Raw genomic sequence first — 18,961 nt, 5'->3', positions numbered from 1 at the left:
GCGTCAGCGGCGCGGCGAAATGTTCAGCTGCCTGCAGAATTCGTAGAAGGCCTCGAGCTGCAGCGACTTGTCGAAGACCGCGTCCACGCCGGCCGACAGCGCGCCTTCGCGCACTTCCGAGGTCGCGTAGTTCATCAGCACCACGGTGCGTTGCGCGGGGGCCTTGTGCTCCTGCAGATACTGCGCCACCGTGAGTCCGTTGCCCTCGGCCAGGAAGATGTCGATGACCGCTGCATCCCAGCCTTCGGGGTTGTCCTTGAACCAGTCGATGGCGTCGCCCGATGTGGTGGCCGTGCCGATGACATCGCACTCGGAGAAATGCTGCAAGCCGTCCGTCAGTGTGTCGGCGATCAGCGGGTTGTCTTCTATCAGGTAGATGCGGGTCATTTGCAGGGCCAGGCAGGCACTCGTTCGTTCTCGTCTTTTCCGGGCTTCGTCACGTCGGCTTGTCTCGGCCGAGGCAGTCATTGTCTCTTGCGGGGAGGGGGGCCGAGTCGGACAACGCCGCCATCTGGCGTAGATCCCTGTGCCTGAAGGGCCGAGCCCGCTGCAGGGCGACGGTTTGTCTGGAAGAATGAAATCAATGACAAACGAACCGCCTTCATCCGCACAACAACAACGAAAACTCCGGGTGCTGCTTGTCGAGGACGACGCCGACACGCTTGCGACCACCTTGGGCCTGCTCGAGGCCATGGGCCATTGGGCCACCGGCGTGCGCAGCGCCGAGGCGGCCATCGCGCGCTTCTTCGAAGGCGCCTTCGACATCGTGATGGTGGACATCGGGTTGCCCGCGCTCTCGGGCCGCGACTTTGCCGAGCGGCTGCTGCGCGACCACCGCGTGCCGATCGTCTTCGTCACCGGCCAGGCGGAGCCCGCCGAGGCCATGCCGGGCACCGAGTGGCTGCGCAAGCCGTACGCGGTGGAGCAACTGGCGGAAGTGCTGGAGCGCTCGACGGCGCAGTAGCTGGCCGGGCATATCACTGGCGTACAAGACCGGCGGCATGGGCGGTCCTATCGTCCAGCGGTCTTGAACTTCCACACGCCGCCGATGCCTTCCTCGTTCGCTTCCTCTTCTTTCACCCCGCCTTTCACCGCCTCCGGTCGTAGCGCCCTGGTGCAGGCGCCGCCCTGGCACTACGCCGGCTGGCTGGTCAACGTGGCCTTCGAGTTCGATGCCGCGCTGGGCGCGGCACTGGTGCCGCCAGAACTCGGCAACGCCACCGGCCAGGGCTGCGTGCACTTCGCCGACTGGCAGGCTTGCGGCGACGATGGCCATGAGCTGCTCGATCCGGTCTATGCGCAATACCGCGAGACCATCGTGGTGCTCGAGATCGCGCCGCCGCAGGGCAAGGACACGCGATTTCATTGCCCGCTGATCTATGTCGACCAGGACATTTCGATGCTGCGCGGCTGGCTGCAGGGCTGGCCCAAGAAGATCGGCCGGACATGGGTCACGCGCAGCCTGCCGCTGATCCATCCGGCCGCCGCGCCGCTGTCCGCGGGCAGCCGCCTGGGTGCGAGCCTGAGCGTGAAGGAGCGCAGGCTGGTCGACGCGCGCGTCACGCTCACGGGCGAGAAGGCCGCGCGGCTCGGATTTCTTTCGGCGCCCGCCGTCGGCGCCATCGGCTGGCCCGATCTCACCCAGCCGCAGCGGCCGGCCGTGCCGCGCTTCCTGCGCGCCGACATCATCGACCGCGTCGAACCGGGATGGACCGCTGGCATCGCCAGCCTGCATTTCCATGAACATCCCGTCGAGGAACTGGCATCGCTCGGCGAGGTGCGGGCCACGGCCGCCAGCGCGGGGTGGATGGGCATCACCGTGCGCGGCGCGCTGGCCGCGTGAGTGCGCCCGGTGCGGCTACGCTTCGGGCCATGAAGCCGCAGCAAGCCTCCCGTGTCATCCGCCTGCGCATGGACGATGGTGCGCAGGTGGAGGCCATGTTCGCTGCCGACCCCAAGGCGCATTTCGACCTGCACTGGCACGCCGAGTGGAGCGTCGGCGCGATCCTGGAGGGGCGCTGCGAGTTCACCTGCGCGGGCGAACGGCAGGTGGCCGAAGCCGGCGACATGGTGCTGATGGCGCCGTTCATGCTGCACACCGCAGGAGTCAGCGCGCAAGGCTTTCGCATGGTGATGCTGTACGTGCCGCATGCATGGGCGGCCGCGCGGCGGGGTTGGCCCGATGCGCAACGCGGCGTGCTGCGCAGCGGCCTATGGCGGGACGAGGCCGCGGCCGGTGCGCTGGCCGACGCCGCACTGGCGCAGGACGGCACACGGGTCGCCAGCCTGCTCGGGCGGGTGCTCGCGGCGCAGACCGGCGATGTGCTGGTGCCGCTCGAGCGGCATCCCGGTGATGCCCGCGTGCAGGCCATCTGCGACGTGCTGGCCACGGAGGACGCGTGCCGCATCGAGCCCGGTGCGCTGGCCTGCCGGCTGGGCGTGTCGCGCGAGCATTTCCACCGGTTGTTCCGGGTCGCTGTCGGCATGACGCCGACGCACTACGCCCGGCTGGCCCGCATCGGCCGCGCCAAGGCGCTGTTGCGCGATGGGCACGCGGCGGCCGAGGTGGCCGCGCAGTGCGGTTTCACCGACCAGGCCCATTTCTCGCGATGGTTCCGCCGCTGCTTCGGGGTGACGCCCGGCAACTACATGGCCGTGTGCCAGCGTCCTGAAAGGGCTGCGTGAGAAACTCGGGCCCGCCTGCCCGATGTCCGGGCAGCAGCCAGCCAACCACCACAGGATCCCGCGTTTTGGAAGAGAAGGTCATCTCCGTTGCACCCATGATGGACTGGACCGACAGGCATTGCCGGTTCCTGCATCGCCTGCTGTCGCGCCACGCGCTGCTCTATACGGAGATGGTGACCACGGGCGCATTGATCCACGGCGACGTGCCCCGGCACCTGCGCTTCAACGCCGAGGAACACCTCGTCGCGTTGCAGCTCGGCGGCAGCGAGCCGGCCGACCTGGCGCACTGCGCGAAGCTGGGCGAGGAGTGGGGCTACGACGAGGTTAACCTGAACTGCGGCTGCCCGAGCGAGCGCGTGCAGCGCGGCGCGTTCGGTGCCTGCCTGATGAACGAGCCGCAGCTGGTGGCCGATTGCGTGAAGGCGATGGTCGACGTGGTCGACATTCCGGTCACGGTGAAGCACCGGATCGGCATCGACAAGATCGAGAGCTACGAATTCGTGCGCGACTTCGTCGGCACGGTGAGCGAGGCGGGCTGCGGCACCTTCATCGTGCATGCGCGCAACGCATGGCTGCAAGGCCTGAGCCCGAAGCAGAACCGGGAGATCCCGCCGCTGCGCTACGAGCTGGTGCACCGGCTGAAGCATGAATTCCCGTCGCTGCATTTCGCCATCAACGGCGGCATCTCGGCGAACGCGCAGGTCCACGAGCACCTGCGCCTGCTCGATGGCGTGATGGTGGGGCGCGAGGCCTATCACAACCCCTGGTGGCTGGCGGAGTGGGACGCCGAGTTCTACGGTGCTGCGCCGCAGTCGCTGACGCGCGAAGAGGTCGAGTCGGCGATGTGCGACTACATGGCTCGCGAGGCGGCCGCGCACGGCACGCACTGGTGGTCGATCGCGCGCCACATGCTGGGCCTGCGCAACGGCCTGCCGGGGGCGCGCCGCTGGCGCCAGGTGTGGAGCGACCACAAGCTCAAGGTGCTGCCGCCGCACGAGGTGATGGCGCTGGCGCACGAGCCGTTCGCCCAGGCCGCCTGAGCGGTTTTCTTTCCCTCGCCATCGCATCCTTGCCTTTGCACGCGCGCGGCGTGCGGTGCACGCACGCCCGCGCAGTACTTTCGGATGAAACAGCGTTCCGAAATTGCTACTTCCTGATGGGTGGCGCGTCAATCGGTTTTTGCTGAAAAATGGGGGTTCAGGGAAATAAAAAGGCTTGGATACATGAATGACGCGATCGGCGGCAAAGAAGAAGTAAGCGCGCTCGGCCGGGGCTTGGCTCTCCTCAAAGTCATTGGCATGGCAGCGGCACCGATAGGCAATCGGGAATTGGCAGACACCACGGGCATCCCCAAGGCCACGGTGTCCCGGCTCACTGCCACGCTGGTGAGCGCCGGGTATCTGCGACAGTCGCAGGACAGCGAGCGCTTCAGCCTCGGCCCGGCGCTGCTCGACATGAGCAGCCGCTACCTGCGGCATTTCGACCTGCGCACCGTGGCCCGGCCGTTCCTGGCCGAGTTGTCCGAATCGGCGGGCGTGAGCGTGCACCTCGTGGTCCGCGACGAGCTCGACATGCTGGTCATCGACTCGCTGCGGCCGCGCTCGGTGGTGATCAGTTCGCGCATCGAGGTCGGCACGCGCATGACCATCGCCACCTCGGCCGCCGGCCGGGCCTATCTGGCTGCACTGCCCGCGGGTGAGCAGGCGGTGCTGATGGAGCAGATCCGGCTGGAAAGCGGCGAGAACTGGGGCGCCATCGAGCCGCGGCTGCTGGCCGGGCTCGACGAGTACGCCCGCCTGGGCTACTGCGTCTCCTTTGGCGAATGGAATCCGCACATCCACGCGATCGGCTTTGCGCTCGAGGGGCCGCGCGGCGAACGCTATGCGGTGAGTTGCGGCGGGCCGGCCTACCTGCTGCCCAAGGACGCGATGGTGGCGCGCATCGTGCCGCTGCTGCTCGAGACCGCCCAGCGCATCGCCGGGGAAGCCGGCACCTTGAACCTCGACTGAGAGTTCAAGGACCCGCGCAGCCGGCTGCGGGCAGCGAGGGGGCCGGGCCTAGTTCGCGGCCTCGAGCCCGTTCTGGAAATGCTCGCGCATCCGGCTCATGGCCGCTTCGGCGTTCCGCGCCTCGATCGCTGCCATCACTGCGCGGTGCTCCGCCAGCGACTCGCCGATGCGGCCTGCCTTCAGCAGCGAGTTGTGCCGGTTGAGCTTCATCACCTTGCGCAGGTCGGCCACCATCTGGTCGCGCCACTTGTTGTTGGCGATGGCCAGCAGGCTCATGTGGAAGCGCTCGTTGATGGCGAAGAAGTGCTCGCGGTCGCCGACGGCTGCTTCCAGTTCGGCGTGCAGCGCCTTCAGTTCGGCGCGCTGCGCGTCGGTGGCGCGCTCGGCCACCACGCCGGCGGCGTCGCTCTCCAGCAGCGAGAGCAGGTGATACACGTCCGCCAGGTCCTGCTCGGACACCTCCGTCACATAGGCGCCGCGGCGCACCTTCATCGTCACCAGACCTTCGGCCGCCAGCACCTTGAGCGCCTCGCGCAGCGGCGTGCGGCTGATGCCGTATTCCTCGGCGAGCTTGAGTTCGTCGATCCAGCTGCCGGGCTCCAGCTCGCGGCGGAAGATCCGCTGGCGCAGCAGCTCGGCCACCTCTTCATAGAGGGCGCGGGGGGTGAGAGTGACGGCGGACATGGGCCGGACTGTACTTCAAAAATGGGGTTTGAATTAATAATTATGGATGGGGTAGACTCGCGGCCGGCTTGCAAATCCGTGCAGGCAAATTTGCGAATCCCCTGCAAGACACCGCGAACGGCCCCTTCATGAGCAGCACACCCGAACCCACTTTCAAGCCCGCAGACCTCGAAGCCTGGGCCAAGGCCGCTGCCAAGTCCGCCCCCGGCGGCGACGTGAACGCGCTGAACTGGATCACGCCCGACGGCATCAGCGTGAAACCGCTGTACACCGCGGCCGACCTGCAGGGCCTGAAGTACACCGACACGCTGCCCGGCTTCGAGCCTTACCTGCGCGGCCCCCAGGCCACCATGTACGCGGTGCGGCCGTGGACCATCCGCCAGTACGCCGGCTTCTCGACCGCCGAGGAATCGAACGCGTTCTACCGCAAGGCACTGGCCGCCGGAGGGCAGGGTGTGAGCGTGGCCTTCGACCTGGCGACCCACCGCGGCTACGACAGCGACCATCCGCGCGTGACCGGCGACGTCGGCAAGGCCGGCGTGGCGATCGACTCGGTGGAAGACATGAAGATCCTGTTCGACCAGATCCCGCTGGACAAGGTCTCGGTGTCGATGACGATGAACGGCGCGGTGCTGCCGGTGCTCGCGGGCTACGTGGTCGCGGCGGAAGAGCAGGGCGTGGCGCAGGACCAGCTGAGCGGAACCATCCAGAACGACATCCTCAAGGAGTTCATGGTCCGCAACACCTACATCTTCCCGCCCCAGCCGAGCATGCGGATCATCGGCGACATCATCGAGTACACGGCGCAGAACATGCCGAAGTTCAACTCGATCAGCATCAGCGGCTACCACATGCAGGAAGCCGGCGCCAACCAGGCGCTCGAACTCGCGTTCACGCTGGCCGACGGCAAGGAGTACGTGAAGACCGCGCTGGCCAAGGGCCTCGACGTCGACGGCTTCGCCGGGCGCCTGAGCTTCTTCTGGGCCATCGGCATGAACTTCTACCTCGAGGTGGCCAAGATGCGCGCGGCGCGCCTGCTGTGGTGCCGCATCATGAAGGAGTTCGAGCCGAAGAACCCCAAGAGCCTGATGCTGCGCACGCACTGCCAGACCTCGGGCTGGAGCCTCACCGAGCAGGACCCGTACAACAACGTGGTGCGCACCACCATCGAGGCGATGGCCGCGGTGTTCGGCGGCACGCAGAGCCTGCACACCAACGCGCTCGACGAAGCCATTGCGCTGCCGACCGAGTTCAGCTCGCGCATCGCGCGCAACACGCAGCTCATCATCCAGGAAGAAACGCACATCACGAATGTGATCGACCCCTGGGCCGGCAGCTACATGATGGAGAAGCTCACGCAGGACATGGCCGATGCGGCCTGGGCCATCATCGAGGAGGTCGAGGCCATGGGCGGCATGACCAAGGCGGTCGACAGCGGCTGGGCCAAGCTCAAGATCGAGGCCGCCGCCGCCGAGAAGCAGGCGCGCATCGACTCGGGCAAGGACGTGATCGTCGGCGTCAACAAGTACAAGCTGAAGACCGAGGACGTGATCGACAGCCTCTCCATCGACAACGTGAAGGTGCGCGACCAGCAGGTGGCGCGGCTGCAGGCCATTCGCGCCGCGCGCGACAACGCCAGGGTGCAGACCGCGCTCGACGCGCTGACCGAAGCCGCCGAGAGCAACACCGGCAACCTGCTGGCGCTGAGCATCGACGCGGTGCGGCTGCGCGCCACGGTGGGCGAGATCTCCGATGCGCTCGAGAAGTCGTTCGGCCGCCATCGCGCCGATACGCAGAAGGTGACCGGCGTGTACGCCGCCGCATACGACTCGGCCGAGGGCTGGGAAAATCTCAAGACCGAGATCAACGCCTTCGCCGAGGAACAGGGCCGCCGCCCGCGCGTCATGATTTCCAAGCTGGGCCAGGACGGGCACGACCGCGGCGCCAAGGTGGTGGCCACGGCCTTCGCCGACCTGGGCTTCGACGTGGACATGGGCCCGCTCTTCCAGACGCCCGAGGAATGCGCGCGCCAGGCCATCGAGAACGACGTGCACGCGGTGGGCGTGAGCACGCTGGCCGCGGGCCACAAGACGCTGGTGCCGGCCATCATCGAAGAGCTGAAGAAGCAGGGCGCGGACGACATCATCGTGTTCGTCGGCGGCGTGATCCCGCGGCAGGACTACGACTTTCTCTACGAGGCCGGCGTCAAGGGCATCTACGGGCCGGGCACGCCGATTCCGGCCAGCGCCAAGGATGTGCTCGAGCAGATCCGCGCGGCGGTGACCGCCTGAGCCCGACGTGAGCGATCTCCTGTCGCGGCTGTCGCTGCAGCCGGTGGACTCCAGCGATTTCGAATCCATGCTGGCGCTGCGCGTCGACGCGATGCGCCCGAGCCTGGAGCGCGTGGGCCGCTTCGACCTCGCACGTTCGCGCGAGCGCCTGAGTGCGGGCTTCGTGGTGCCCTTCATGCACCACATCGTGCTCGACGGCGATCAGCGCGTGGGCTTCGTCACGCTCAAGCCCGAGGGCGGCGACGCGCTGCGCCTCGACCACCTCTACCTGCGCACCGGCTTCCAGGGCCTGGGCATCGGCGAATGGGTGCTCGCATGGGCCAAGTCGCAGGCGCGTTCGCAGCAGCTCGACATCAAGCTCACCGCCCTGGTGCGCAGCGACGCCAACCGCTTCTACCTGCGGCACGGCTTCGTTCTCGAGGGCGAGGAGGGCGTCGACCTGCATTACCGCTGGCGCATGGCGTCGGAGGCTGCGTGCTGAACACGGTGCAGGGCCTCGGGGAAGCGCTCGCGGGCACGCAAGGCATGGCGCAGCGGCGCGCGATCGCCAAGGCCATCACGCTGCTCGAGTCCACGCGCGCCGACCACCGCGCGCAGGCCGACGAGCTGCTCACGGCGCTGCTGCCGCGCACCGGCCATTCTTTTCGCCTCGGCATCTCGGGTGTGCCGGGCGTCGGCAAGTCGACCTTCATCGAAACCCTGGGGCTGCTGCTGATCGGCAAGGGGCATCGCGTGGCGGTGCTGACCATCGATCCGTCGTCCACCGTCTCGGGCGGCTCCATCCTCGGCGACAAGACACGCATGGAACGGTTGTCGGTACACGAGCGGGCCTACATCCGGCCGAGTCCGTCGAGCGGCACGCTCGGCGGGGTGGCCGAGAAGACGCGCGAGGCCATGCTGGTGTGCGAGGCCGCGGGCTATGACGTCGTGATCGTCGAGACGGTCGGCGTGGGCCAGTCCGAGACCGCAGTGGCCGGCATGACCGACATGTTCGTGCTCATGCAGCTGCCCAATGCGGGCGACGACCTGCAGGCGATCAAGAAGGGCGTGATGGAAATCGCCGACCTCGTGGTCATCAACAAGGCCGACATCGACGCCGCCGCCGCCACGCGCGCGCAGGCGCAGATCACCTCGGCACTGCGCCTCTTCGGCCACCAGGGCAACCCCGAACACGCGCACGCGGTGCACGACGCGCACAGCGGCGCCGAAGTGCGCTTCTGGTTGCCGAAGGTGCTGCAGCTCAGCGCATTGGCCAACACCGGCGTCGACGCCTTCTGGGATGCCGTCGCGCAGTTCAGGCAACTCCAGACCGCCAACGGCAAGCTCGCGCGGCGCCGCGAGAAGCAGGCTACCGCGTGGATGTGGGAGCGCATCGACGCCGGCCTCAAGCAGGCTTTCAGACATCACCCGCAGGTGCGCGAGCTCCTGCCGCAGCTCACGCAGCAGGTGGCGCAGGGCACGCTGCCTGCGTCGGCCGCCGCGCGCAGCCTGCTCGCGGCAGCCGCCATCACCGCGCGTCCGTGAGGACGCATCGCAGAAATACTCAGGACCAACGCTTCGGAGCCACACCATGCAAGAACTGATCGAACAACTCGAAAAGCGCCGCGCCCAGGCGCGCCTCGGCGGCGGGCAGAAGCGCATCGACGCGCAGCATGCCAAGGGCAAGCTCACCGCGCGCGAGCGCATCGAGCTGCTGCTCGACGACAACACCTTCGAGGAATGGGACATGTTCGTCGAGCACCGCTCGGTGGACTTCGGCATGGGCGAGCAGAAGATCCCCGGCGACGGCGTGGTCACCGGCTACGGCATGATCAACGGCCGCCTGGTGTTCGTCTTCAGCCAGGACTTCACCGTCTTCGGCGGCGCGCTCAGCGAGGCCCATGCCGAGAAGATCTGCAAGGTGATGGACCAGGCCATGAAGGTCGGCGCACCCGTCATCGGCCTGAACGACTCGGGCGGCGCGCGCATCCAGGAAGGCGTGGCCTCGCTCGGCGGCTATGCCGACGTGTTCCAGCGCAACGTGATGGCCTCGGGCGTGGTGCCGCAGATCAGCATGGTGATGGGCCCCTGCGCGGGCGGCGCGGTGTACTCGCCGGCCATGACCGACTTCATCTTCATGGTGAAGGACAGCAGCTACATGTTCGTCACCGGCCCTGACGTGGTGAAGACCGTCACGCACGAAACCGTGACGGCCGAGGAACTCGGCGGCGCCATCACCCACACCACGCGCAGCGGCGTGGCCGACATGGCGTTCGAGAACGACGTCGAGGCGCTGATGATGCTGCGCCGCCTCTACAACTACCTGCCGCTGAACAACCGCGAGAAGCCGCCGGTGCGGCTGGGCAACAACGGCCAGGGTGATCCGGCCGACCGGCCCGACTATTCGCTCGACACGCTGGTGCCCGACAACCCGAACAAGCCCTACGACATCAAGGAACTGATCCTGAAGGTGGTGGACGACGGCGACTTCTTCGAGCTGCAGCCCGACTATGCGAAGAACATCGTGATCGGCTTCGCGCGCATGGAAGGCCAGACCATCGGCATCGTGGCCAACCAGCCGCTGGTGCTGGCCGGCTGCCTGGACATCAAGAGCAGCATCAAGGCCGCGCGCTTCGTGCGCTTCTGCGATGCCTTCAACATCCCGGTGGTCACCTTCGTGGACGTGCCTGGCTTCATGCCCGGCACCGGGCAGGAGTACGGCGGCATCATCAAGCACGGCGCCAAGCTGCTGTACGCGTACGCGGAGTGCACGGTGCCCAAGATCACCGTCATCACGCGCAAGGCCTATGGCGGTGCGTACGACGTGATGGCTTCGAAACACCTGCGCGGCGACGTCAACCTCGCATGGCCACGCGCCGAGATCGCGGTGATGGGCGCCAAGGGCGCGGTGGAGATCATCTTCCGCGAGGACAAGAACGATCCCGAGAAGCTCGCGGCGCGCGAAGCCGAATACAAGGCGCGTTTCGCCAACCCGTACGTGGCGAGCGCACGCGGCTACATCGACGACGTGATCCTGCCGCACGAGACGCGCAAGCGCATCTGCCGCTCGCTCGTGATGCTGCGCGAGAAGAAGCTCGAGAACCCGTGGCGCAAGCACGGCAACATTCCGCTTTGAATGGCTCGCCCCCAGTCTCCGCGCACTTCGTGTCGCTTCGCCAACCCCCTACCGGGGGCAACACCAGCGGCCCGGCAAAGCCGGTTCCGCGGTGTTTCCCTGAAAGACATTGGACGCAAATAACATGTTCAAGAAGATCCTGATTGCCAATTGCGGCGAAAGCGGCCGCAAGGCCGCTTCGGCGAAGCCAAATTGCTTGGCACGCGTAGCGCGTGCCGGCGATTTCCACGCGGAGACCCGAAATGTTTAAGAAGATCCTGATCGCAAACCGCGGGGAAATCGCCTGCCGGGTCATCCAGACCGCGAAGAAGATGGGCATCCTCACGGTCGCCGTCTACTCCGACGCCGACAAGGAAGCCCGCCACGTCGAGCTGGCCGACGAAGCGGTGCACATCGGTGCGGCGCCCAGCCGCGAGAGCTACCTGCAGGCCGACCGCATCATCGCGGCGTGCAAGCAGACGGGCGCCGAGGCGGTGCACCCCGGCTACGGCTTCCTGTCGGAGAACGAGGCCTTCGCGCGCAAGGTCGAGGAAGAGGGCATCGCCTTCATCGGGCCGAAGCACTATTCGATCGCGGCGATGGGCGACAAGATCGCCTCGAAGAAGCTCGCGAACGAAGCCAAGGTCAACACCATTCCGGGCTGGAACGACGCCATCGAGACGGCCGAGCGCGCCGTGGAGATCGCCAAGGAAATCGGCTATCCGGTGATGATCAAGGCCTCGGCCGGCGGCGGCGGCAAGGGCCTGCGCGTGGCCTTCAACGACAAGGAGGCCTTCGAGGGCTTCACCTCGTGCCGCAACGAGGCGCGCAACAGCTTCGGCGACGACCGCGTGTTCATCGAGAAGTTCGTCGAGGAGCCGCGCCACATCGAGATCCAGGTGCTGGGCGATTCGCACGGCAACGTGATCTACCTGAACGAGCGCGAATGCTCGATCCAGCGGCGCCACCAGAAGGTGATCGAGGAAGCGCCGTCGCCCTTCATCTCCGACGCCACGCGCAAGGCGATGGGCGAGCAGGCGGTGCAGCTGGCCAAGGCCGTGAAGTACCAGAGCGCGGGCACGGTGGAGTTCGTGGTCGGCAAGGACCAGAGCTTCTACTTCCTGGAAATGAACACGCGCCTGCAGGTGGAGCATCCGGTGACGGAGTGCATCACCGGGCTCGACCTGGTCGAGCTGATGATCCGCGTGGCCGCCGGCGAGCCGCTGCCGCTGACCCAGGCCGAGGTGAAGCGCGAGGGCTGGGCCATCGAGTGCCGCATCAACGCCGAGGACCCGTTCCGCAACTTCCTGCCGTCGACCGGCCGACTGGTGAAGTTCCAGCCGCCCAAGGAAAGCATGTTCGCGAGCGACACGGCGCACCTTTATGGCGTGCGCGTGGACACCGGCGTGTACGACGGCGGCGAGATCCCGATGTACTACGACTCGATGATCGCCAAGCTCATCGTGCACGGCCGAGACCGCAACCACGCGATCGCCTGCATGCGGGAGGCGCTCAACGGTTTCGTGATCCGCGGCATCAGCAGCAACATTCCGTTCCAGGCCGCGCTGCTGGCGCATCCGAAGTTCGTGGCGGGCGATTTCAACACCGGCTTCATCGCCGAGCACTACGGCAAGGGCTTCCACGCGGAAGACGTGCCGCACGCCGATCCGTCGTTCCTGGTGGCGCTGGCCGCCTACGTGCACCGCCGCTACCGCGCGCGCGCCTCGGGCATCAGCGGTCAACTCGAGGGGCACGGTGTGAAGGTGGGCGAGCAGTTCGTGGTGGTCGAACTCGGCGCCGAAGGCAGGAACGTGCACCACCCGGTGTCGGTCACCGACTTCCAGGGCAAGACCGGCGCGAGCGCGGTGGCGGTGGCCGACAGGAGCTACAAGATCGACAGCAGCTTCGCGCTGGGCGCGATCCGCGTCCAGGGCATGGTGAACGGCAAGCCCTTCACTGCGCAAGTGGAGCGCGGTGCGGGCAAGAGCCCGCTGGCGCTGCGCGTGTCGCACGACGGCACGCAGATCGAAGCGCTCGTGCTGTCGCCGCTGGGCGCGCGGCTTCTCGAACTCATGCCCTACAAGGCGCCGCCGGACCTGAGCAAGTTCCTGATGTCGCCGATGCCGGGCCTGCTGGTCGAGGTGTCGGTGCAGCCGGGGCAGCAGGTGCGCGCCGGCGAGAAGCTCGCGGTGATCGAGGCGATGAAGATGGAGAACGTTCTGTTCGCCACGCAGGACGGCGTGGTGGGCAAGATTTCCGCGAACAAGGGCGAATCTCTGGCCGTCGACCAGGTCATCATGGAGTTCAACTGATGGGCGCCAACGACTTGCAGCAGGCCATCACCCTGCATCGGCCTGCGAAGCCGGTGGCGGCGAAGGCCACGGACCGCTGGTCGGTCAAGGCCGTCCAGGCGCTCTTCGACAAGCCGTTCATGGCGTTGCTGTTCGAGGCGCAGACCGTGCATCGCCAGCACTTTCCTGCCGGCGACATCGAGCTGGCCACGCTGCTGTCGGTGAAGACCGGCGGCTGCCCCGAGAACTGCGGCTACTGCCCGCAATCCGCCGAGTTCGACACTGGCGTGAAGGCGCAGAAGCTGATGGAGGTCGAGGAGGTGGTGCGCGCCGCGCAGGCCGCCAAGGACGCCGGCGCCACCCGCTTCTGCATGGGCGCCGCGTGGCGCGCGCCCAAGGACCGCGACGTGGAGAAGGTGGCGGTGCTCGTCGAAGCGGTGAAGGGCCTCGGCATGCAGACCTGCGCCACGCTCGGCATGCTGGAGCCACACCACGCGCACCAGCTCAAGGCCGCGGGCCTCGACTACTACAACCACAACCTCGACACTGCGCCCGAGTACTACACCGACGTGGTCGACACCCGCACCTACCAGGACAGGCTCGACACGCTGGCCCACGTGCGCAGCGCCGGCATCAGCGTGTGCTGCGGCGGCATCGTCGGCATGGGGGAGGCACCGGTGCACCGTGCAGGGCTCATCGCGCAACTGGCCAACCTGAACCCGTACCCGGAGTCGGTGCCGATCAACAGCCTGGTGCGCGTGCCTGGCACGCCGCTGGCCGACTCGGAGCCGGTGGACCCGTTCGACTTCGTGCGCATGATCGCGGTCGCGCGCATCACCATGCCGACCGCACGCGTACGGCTGTCGGCCGGGCGCCAGCAGATGGGCGACGCAGTGCAGGCGCTGTGCTTCATGGCTGGCGCCAACTCGATCTTCTACGGCGACAAGCTGCTCGTGACGGGCAACCCCGATGTGGAAGCCGACACGGTGCTGCTGCGCAAGCTCGGGCTTGATGCGCGCCAGGTCCAGGAACAAGAGAAAGGTTGCGCCGCATGACCACACGTCCGTTCAAGGTGCTGGGCATCCAGCAGATCGCCATCGGCGGTCCCGACAAATTGCGCCTGCAGAAGCTGTGGGTCGAGATGCTGGGGCTCGAGGTCACAGGCACTTTCAAGAGCGAGCGCGAGAACGTCGACGAGGATATCTGCGCGATGGGCGTCGGACCTTTCAAGGTCGAGGTCGACCTGATGCAGCCGCTGGACCCGGAGAAGAAGCCTGCCGTTCACACCACGCCGCTGAACCACGTCGGGCTCTGGATCGACGACCTGCCCAGGGCCGTGGAGTGGCTCACGGCGCAGGGCGTGCGTTTTGCACCGGGCGGCATCCGCAAGGGCGCAGCCGGCTTCGACATCTGCTTCCTGCACCCGAAGGCGAACGACGAGTTTCCCATCGCGGGCGAGGGCGTGCTGATCGAGATGGTGCAGGCGCCGGCGGAAGTGGTTGCGGCTTTCGGCGCCTTGGCCGCCACCGCGTCGAGGCCCTGACTTCGCGCGAGGAACACCGCGTAACCTGCTGCGCCGGGCCGCCGGTGTTGCCACCGGATAGGGGAAGGCGAAGCGGCTCGAAGTGCGGAAAGCCGGGGCCGAACCCGTTCATGCGTTGAGCACTTTCCTGATCGGCGGCTTCACGTCCGCCCGCTGCGGCGGCAGCATCGCCTGGTGCTCGCGCGCCGGGTTCAGGATGATCGACGTCGCCGTCTCCGTGAGGATGCAGAACTTGGTGACCACCGCGTCGAGGTGGCTCACGTCGATCACCGCGATCTCGAGCACCCAGCTGTCTTCCCCGGTCACGTTGTAGGCGTTGACGCATTCGGGCGTCTGCTGCACCAGTTCGACCACGCGCGCGTAATCGGCGCGGCCCACGCGAATGATCGCGCGGATGCCGTAGCCCAGCTTGCCGAGGTTCACGGTGGCGCGGTAGCCGCTGATGACGCCCGCAGCTTCCAGCTTCTTCACGCGCTCGGTGACGGCGGGCTGGCTCAGGTGCACGCGACGGCCCAGTTCGGCCATGGTGAGGCGCGCGTCGGCCTGCAGTTCGGAAAGGATGCGGGTGTCGTGGGCGTCCAGCGAGGGGTTCAAGGAAAAGTCCATGCAACTCCTTCAAATCGATGGTTTGGAGAGCTAAGAACCATGAAACGTGCATGGCTTCGGCAGGATGGCCTTCATACCATGGTCGGCATCGAACGCCAACAAGAGACACCGTCGACATGCCCACGCTCACATCGCCTGCCCACGCCGCGCCGTCGGCGGGTCACCCCGGATTGCCGCTGCTGCTGTGGCTCTGCCTTGCCGCCACGTGGGTGGTGTGGGGCTCGACCTATCTCGCGATCAAGTACGCGCTGATCAGCTTTCCACCGTTCCTGCAGATGGGGTCGCGCTTTCTCTTCGCCGGCGTGCTGCTCGCGGCGTGGATGCGCTGGCGCGGCGCGCCGTGGCCTTCGCTCGCGCAGTGGCGCAACGCCTTCGTCGTCGGTGCGCTGATGCTGGGCGGCGGCATGGGCGGCACGGCCAATGCCGAGGTCTCGATCGGGTCCGGGCTCGTGGTGGCGTTCATTGCGGTAATCCCGTTGCTCATCGCCTTGCTCAACCTCGTATGGGGCGTGAAGCCCTCGCGGCTCGAGGCGGCTGGCATCGCGCTCGGGCTCGTCGGCGTGTTGATGCTCACGCAGGGCAGCGGCTTCAGGTCGTCGCCCGAAGGCCTCGTGGCCATCTGCATCGCCTGCGTGTGCTGGTCGCTGGGCAGTGTGCTGAGCCAGCGCCGCCTGCCGCTGGCACCGGGCGCGATGGGCTTTGCGAGCGAGATGCTGTGCGGCGGCGTGGTGCTGATGGGGCTCGCCGCGGTGTCGGGCGAAACGACGAACTGGCCGCCGCAGCCCGAGGCCGTCGCCGCATGGGTCTACCTCGTCGTGTTCGGTTCGCTCATTGCCTTCAACGCCTACATGGTGCTGCTGGCGGAGGCGCCGGCCGCGCTGGCGGCGAGCTACACCTTCGTGAACCCGGTGATCGCGATGCTGCTGGGCGTGTGGATCGCCCACGAGACGGTCACGCGCTTCGAGTGGTATGCCGTCGGCGTGGTGCTGGCGGGCGTGCTGCTGTTGCTGTTCAAGCGCCGGGGCGGCGCCACACCGCAAGCGTAGCGGCCAGCAGCCACATGCCGGCTGCGCAGCCGCGGTTCATCGCCTTGAGGCCGCGCTGCGAGAGGAAGCGCACGGCCTGCGTGCCGGCCCCGGCGTAGGCCAGCATCACGCAGGTGTCGAGCGCGACGAACACCGCGCCGAGCAGCAGGTACTGCGGCCCTTGCGGTTGCGTGATGTCGACGAACTGCGGCAGGAAGGCCGCGAAGAACAGCACCGTCTTGGGGTTCGACAGCGCCACGGCCAGGCTGCGCACGAGGGCGAGGCGGCCATGCGGACGCGTCTCGAGCGGGGACTTCGCAAGCGCGACGCGCAGGTCGGTCGGCTCGCTGCGCCAGAGCTTCACGCCGAGCCACACGAGGTAGGCCACGCCTGCGATGCGGATGGCATTGAAGAGCCATTCCGAAGCCGCCAGCAGCGAGCCCAGGCCGAGCGCCACGATGGCGATCAGCGTGATGCTGCCGAGCGACGCGCCCGCGATGCCCCAGCTTGCGCGGCGCATGCCGCCCTCGATGCCATTGGACAGCGCCAACAGCATCGTCGGACCGGGAATCAGCGCCAACGCCAGCGAGGCGACGATGTAGATCGACAGGGTGTCGAGCGTCATGGCTTGGTCGCCGGTGGGCGTTGCTGCGATGCGGCGCGTGCCCGTGCCAGGGCGGCTTCGACGATGGCGCGCTTGCGTGCGCCGGCGTCCTGCGGGGCTTCGGCTGCGGCCGGCTTGTCGGCCAGGCGCGCCTCGGTGTTGCGGTGGGTGCCGTGCAGCGCGTAGCGGTGCCGCGCGTGGCCGGCCTGTTCGGCCGACCACGCCTGCCAGCCGCTGCGGCCCGGTGTCTCGACCTCGAGCGAGATGCAATCGACCGGGCAGACCGGAATGCACAACTCGCAGCCGGTGCAGTGCGCCTCGATCACGGTGTGCATGCGCTTGTTGATGCCGACGATGGCGTCGGTGGGGCAGGCGTCGAGGCACAGCGTGCAGCCGATGCACCAGGCTTCGTCTATGACGGCCATGGCGCGCGGGCCTTCGGTGCCGAACTGTGGGTCGAGCGGCAGCGCGGGCCGCCCGGTGATGGACGCCAGCCGGTCGATGCCTTCGGCACCTCCCGGAGGGCACTGGTTGATGCCGGCTTCCTCGTCGGCCACGGCCTGCGCGTAGCCGGCGCAGTCGGGGTAGCCGCACCGGGTGCACTGCGTCTGGGGCAGTGCGTCGTTGATGCGTGCGGCGAGTCCGTTCACTGGAAGCTGACGTGCGCGGTCAGCGCGCGGCGCTGGTGCCGGGCTTCTTGCGCGCGGCGGCTTTCTTCGCGGGCACGGCAACGGCGCCGGTCTTGGCAGCGGGTGCCTTCTTCGCTGCGACGGACGCGGTCTTGCGGGCCGACCGGGCACCGTCTTCGGACGCCAGCAGCGCGCTGTCGGCGGCGCGGCGCTGCGGCTCGTCGTGGGCGGCGATGAACTTCAGCACCTTCGGGTACACCAGTTCGCGCCACCGGCGGCCGCTGAAGATGCCGTAGTGCCCCGCGCCCTTGACCTCGTAGTGCTCGCGCTGGCTGTCGGCGATGCCGGTGCACAGGCTGTGCGCGGCCTCGGTCTGGCCGGAGCCCGAGATGTCGTCGAGTTCGCCTTCGACGGTGAGCAGGGCGGCGCCGCGGATGTCCTGCGGGCGCACGCGCTCCACCTGGCCGTCGGGGTTCTTCACGTCCCACGTGCCGTTGACCAGGTCGAACTCCTGGAACACGGCGCGGATGGTCTCGAGGTAGTAGTCGGCGTCCATGTCGAGCACGGCGTTGTACTCGTCGTAGAACTTGCGGTGGGCCTCGGCGCTGGCGTCGTCGCCCTTGATGAGGTCCTTGAAGTAGTCGTAGTGGCTGCTGGCGTGGCGGTCGGGGTTCATGGCCACGAAGCCGGTGTGCTGCAGGAAGCCGGGGTACACGCGTCGGCCTTCACCGGGGAAGCCTTGTGGCACGCGGTAGATCACGTTGTTCTCGAACCACTCGAAGCTCTTGTTCATCGCGAGGTTGTTGACCGCGGTGGGCGACTTTCGCGCATCGATGGGGCCGCCCATCATGGTCATGGTGAGCGGCAGCGGCTCGCCGCGGCTGGCCATGAGCGACACGGCGGCCAGCACAGGCACCGTGGGCTGGCACACGCTCACCACGTGGCAGTTGCCGTACTCGGCCTGCAGATGGCGGATGAACTCCTGCACGTAATTGATGTAATCGTCGAGATGGAACTCGCCTTCCGACAACGGAACCAGGCGTGCGTTCTTCCAGTCGGTGATGTAGACCTTGTGGTCCTGCAGCATGGTGCGCACGGTGTCGCGCAGCAGCGTGGCGTAGTGGCCCGACAGCGGCGCCACGATGAGCACCACGGGCTGGCTCTTGAGGGTCTTGAGGATGTGCGGCTCGTCGGTGAAGCGCTTGAAGCGGCGCAGCTCGCAGAACGGCTTGTCGAGCTCGATGGCCTCCTGGATGACCACATCCTTGCCCTCGACCTTCACCGACTTGATGTTGAACTCGGGCTTCTCGTAGTCCTTGCCGAGGCGGTAGAGAAGGTCGTAGCCCGCGGCCATGCGCTGGGCCATGGGCAACTGGCCCCACACGGCGCCAGGGCTGTAGAGCTTGGAAGCGGCCTGGGCGAAGTCCGAGAAGGGCTCCATCAAGGAACGCTGGGCTTCGTAGAGTTGGTAGAGCATCGCTGGTCTTCGAGTGGAATGTT

At 67.4% G+C, this 18,961-nt stretch carries 19 protein-coding genes; 13 read left to right on the top strand and 6 right to left on the bottom strand.

Annotated features, from left to right (window positions below; all coding sequences use genetic code 11):
- Positions 1-3: 3 nt before the first annotated feature.
- Positions 4-387, bottom strand: coding sequence for a response regulator (locus tag AACL56_RS18740; protein WP_339091316.1), 384 nt, complete (start codon positions 385-387; stop codon positions 4-6).
- Between the two features lie 196 nt (positions 388-583).
- Between AACL56_RS18740 and AACL56_RS18735 the strand changes: the two genes are divergently transcribed.
- From AACL56_RS18735 to AACL56_RS18715, 5 genes are all read left to right on the top strand, one after another.
- A complete protein-coding gene (locus AACL56_RS18735) occupies positions 584-964 on the top strand; it encodes a response regulator (protein WP_339091315.1) in 381 nt (126 codons plus the stop codon).
- Between the two features lie 84 nt (positions 965-1,048).
- Complete coding sequence (locus AACL56_RS18730) at positions 1,049-1,843, top strand: acetoacetate decarboxylase family protein (protein ID WP_339091314.1); 795 nt, start codon at positions 1,049-1,051, stop codon at positions 1,841-1,843.
- A 29-nt stretch (positions 1,844-1,872) separates the two neighbouring features.
- Positions 1,873-2,685 carry a helix-turn-helix transcriptional regulator gene (locus AACL56_RS18725; RefSeq protein WP_339091313.1) on the top strand — a complete coding sequence of 271 codons (813 nt, stop codon included), beginning with the start codon at positions 1,873-1,875 and terminating at the stop codon, positions 2,683-2,685.
- Between the two features lie 65 nt (positions 2,686-2,750).
- Positions 2,751-3,725 carry a tRNA dihydrouridine(20/20a) synthase DusA gene (gene dusA, locus AACL56_RS18720; protein WP_339091312.1) on the top strand — a complete coding sequence of 325 codons (975 nt, stop codon included), beginning with the start codon at positions 2,751-2,753 and terminating at the stop codon, positions 3,723-3,725.
- A 183-nt stretch (positions 3,726-3,908) separates the two neighbouring features.
- Positions 3,909-4,694, top strand: coding sequence for an IclR family transcriptional regulator (locus AACL56_RS18715; protein ID WP_339091311.1), 786 nt, complete (start codon positions 3,909-3,911; stop codon positions 4,692-4,694).
- Positions 4,695-4,742: 48 nt separating this feature from the next.
- On the opposite strand, the gene AACL56_RS18710 is transcribed toward AACL56_RS18715, so the two are convergent.
- Positions 4,743-5,378 carry a GntR family transcriptional regulator gene (locus AACL56_RS18710; protein ID WP_339091310.1) on the bottom strand — a complete coding sequence of 212 codons (636 nt, stop codon included), beginning with the start codon at positions 5,376-5,378 and terminating at the stop codon, positions 4,743-4,745.
- A 128-nt stretch (positions 5,379-5,506) separates the two neighbouring features.
- On the opposite strand from AACL56_RS18710, the gene scpA reads away from it, so the two are divergent.
- From scpA to AACL56_RS18675, 7 genes are all read left to right on the top strand, one after another.
- Positions 5,507-7,669, top strand: coding sequence for a methylmalonyl-CoA mutase (gene scpA / locus AACL56_RS18705; protein WP_339091309.1), 2,163 nt, complete (start codon positions 5,507-5,509; stop codon positions 7,667-7,669).
- 7 nt (positions 7,670-7,676) lie between these two features.
- Positions 7,677-8,150 (top strand): GNAT family N-acetyltransferase, encoded by a 474-nt coding sequence (locus AACL56_RS18700; protein ID WP_339091308.1) that lies wholly within the window; start codon positions 7,677-7,679, stop codon positions 8,148-8,150.
- 44 nt (positions 8,151-8,194) lie between these two features.
- Positions 8,195-9,193 carry a methylmalonyl Co-A mutase-associated GTPase MeaB gene (gene meaB, locus AACL56_RS18695; protein WP_339092896.1) on the top strand — a complete coding sequence of 333 codons (999 nt, stop codon included), beginning with the start codon at positions 8,195-8,197 and terminating at the stop codon, positions 9,191-9,193.
- Between the two features lie 46 nt (positions 9,194-9,239).
- Positions 9,240-10,784: an acyl-CoA carboxylase subunit beta gene (locus tag AACL56_RS18690; RefSeq protein WP_339091307.1), complete on the top strand. Its 1,545-nt coding sequence runs from the start codon at positions 9,240-9,242 to the stop codon at positions 10,782-10,784.
- Between the two features lie 242 nt (positions 10,785-11,026).
- Positions 11,027-13,075 carry an acetyl-CoA carboxylase biotin carboxylase subunit gene (locus AACL56_RS18685; protein WP_339091306.1) on the top strand — a complete coding sequence of 683 codons (2,049 nt, stop codon included), beginning with the start codon at positions 11,027-11,029 and terminating at the stop codon, positions 13,073-13,075.
- A complete protein-coding gene (gene bioB / locus AACL56_RS18680) occupies positions 13,075-14,109 on the top strand; it encodes a biotin synthase BioB (protein ID WP_339091305.1) in 1,035 nt (344 codons plus the stop codon). Before AACL56_RS18685 ends, bioB begins: the two co-directional genes overlap by 1 nt.
- Positions 14,106-14,597: a VOC family protein gene (locus AACL56_RS18675; RefSeq protein WP_339091304.1), complete on the top strand. Its 492-nt coding sequence runs from the start codon at positions 14,106-14,108 to the stop codon at positions 14,595-14,597. Before bioB ends, AACL56_RS18675 begins: the two co-directional genes overlap by 4 nt.
- Before the next feature lie 108 nt (positions 14,598-14,705).
- Here AACL56_RS18675 and AACL56_RS18670 read toward each other — a convergent pair whose 3' ends face one another.
- Positions 14,706-15,203 carry an Lrp/AsnC family transcriptional regulator gene (locus tag AACL56_RS18670; RefSeq protein WP_339091303.1) on the bottom strand — a complete coding sequence of 166 codons (498 nt, stop codon included), beginning with the start codon at positions 15,201-15,203 and terminating at the stop codon, positions 14,706-14,708.
- Between the two features lie 116 nt (positions 15,204-15,319).
- Between AACL56_RS18670 and yedA the strand changes: the two genes are divergently transcribed.
- Positions 15,320-16,249 (top strand): drug/metabolite exporter YedA, encoded by a 930-nt coding sequence (gene yedA / locus AACL56_RS18665; protein WP_339091302.1) that lies wholly within the window; start codon positions 15,320-15,322, stop codon positions 16,247-16,249.
- On the opposite strand, the gene AACL56_RS18660 is transcribed toward yedA, so the two are convergent.
- From AACL56_RS18660 to AACL56_RS18650, 3 genes are read right to left on the bottom strand one after another with little or no spacing between them, the layout of a single operon-like run.
- Entirely contained in the window at positions 16,215-16,853 is a 639-nt protein-coding gene (locus AACL56_RS18660) for a LysE family translocator (RefSeq protein WP_339091301.1), read from the bottom strand. The two genes, yedA and AACL56_RS18660, sit on opposite strands and share 35 nt — an antisense overlap.
- A complete protein-coding gene (locus AACL56_RS18655; protein WP_339091300.1) occupies positions 16,850-17,482 on the bottom strand; it encodes an RnfABCDGE type electron transport complex subunit B in 633 nt (210 codons plus the stop codon). The genes AACL56_RS18660 and AACL56_RS18655 overlap by 4 nt, the downstream gene beginning before the upstream one ends.
- Positions 17,483-17,501: 19 nt before the next feature.
- Positions 17,502-18,938, bottom strand: a complete 1,437-nt coding sequence (locus AACL56_RS18650) for a polyhydroxyalkanoate depolymerase (RefSeq protein ID WP_339091299.1) — start codon at positions 18,936-18,938, stop codon at positions 17,502-17,504.
- Positions 18,939-18,961 lie beyond the last annotated feature (23 nt).

This window comes from Variovorax paradoxus (genome assembly GCF_902712855.1).
In the GTDB taxonomy this organism is placed as follows: Bacteria; Pseudomonadota; Gammaproteobacteria; order Burkholderiales; family Burkholderiaceae_C; genus Variovorax; species Variovorax paradoxus_Q.
The sequence above is the reverse complement of the archived record's forward strand: the minus strand, read 5'-3'. Positions and strand labels throughout refer to the sequence as shown.

Excerpts from the sequence above, each read along its gene's own strand:
- AACL56_RS18740 (WP_339091316.1), bottom strand. The coding sequence starts at position 387 with ATGACCCGCATCTACCTGATAGAAGACAACCCGCTGATCGCCGACACA.
- AACL56_RS18735 (WP_339091315.1), top strand. The coding sequence starts at position 584 with ATGACAAACGAACCGCCTTCATCCGCACAACAACAACGAAAACTCCGG.
- AACL56_RS18730 (WP_339091314.1), top strand. The coding sequence starts at position 1,049 with ATGCCTTCCTCGTTCGCTTCCTCTTCTTTCACCCCGCCTTTCACCGCC.
- AACL56_RS18725 (WP_339091313.1), top strand. The coding sequence starts at position 1,873 with ATGAAGCCGCAGCAAGCCTCCCGTGTCATCCGCCTGCGCATGGACGAT.
- AACL56_RS18715 (WP_339091311.1), top strand. The coding sequence starts at position 3,909 with ATGAATGACGCGATCGGCGGCAAAGAAGAAGTAAGCGCGCTCGGCCGG.
- AACL56_RS18710 (WP_339091310.1), bottom strand. The coding sequence starts at position 5,378 with ATGTCCGCCGTCACTCTCACCCCCCGCGCCCTCTATGAAGAGGTGGCC.
- scpA (WP_339091309.1), top strand. The coding sequence starts at position 5,507 with ATGAGCAGCACACCCGAACCCACTTTCAAGCCCGCAGACCTCGAAGCC.
- meaB (WP_339092896.1), top strand. The coding sequence starts at position 8,195 with ATGGCGCAGCGGCGCGCGATCGCCAAGGCCATCACGCTGCTCGAGTCC.
- AACL56_RS18690 (WP_339091307.1), top strand. The coding sequence starts at position 9,240 with ATGCAAGAACTGATCGAACAACTCGAAAAGCGCCGCGCCCAGGCGCGC.
- AACL56_RS18685 (WP_339091306.1), top strand. The coding sequence starts at position 11,027 with ATGTTTAAGAAGATCCTGATCGCAAACCGCGGGGAAATCGCCTGCCGG.
- bioB (WP_339091305.1), top strand. The coding sequence starts at position 13,075 with ATGGGCGCCAACGACTTGCAGCAGGCCATCACCCTGCATCGGCCTGCG.
- AACL56_RS18675 (WP_339091304.1), top strand. The coding sequence starts at position 14,106 with ATGACCACACGTCCGTTCAAGGTGCTGGGCATCCAGCAGATCGCCATC.
- AACL56_RS18670 (WP_339091303.1), bottom strand. The coding sequence starts at position 15,203 with ATGGACTTTTCCTTGAACCCCTCGCTGGACGCCCACGACACCCGCATC.
- yedA (WP_339091302.1), top strand. The coding sequence starts at position 15,320 with ATGCCCACGCTCACATCGCCTGCCCACGCCGCGCCGTCGGCGGGTCAC.
- AACL56_RS18660 (WP_339091301.1), bottom strand. The coding sequence starts at position 16,853 with ATGACGCTCGACACCCTGTCGATCTACATCGTCGCCTCGCTGGCGTTG.
- AACL56_RS18650 (WP_339091299.1), bottom strand. The coding sequence starts at position 18,938 with ATGCTCTACCAACTCTACGAAGCCCAGCGTTCCTTGATGGAGCCCTTC.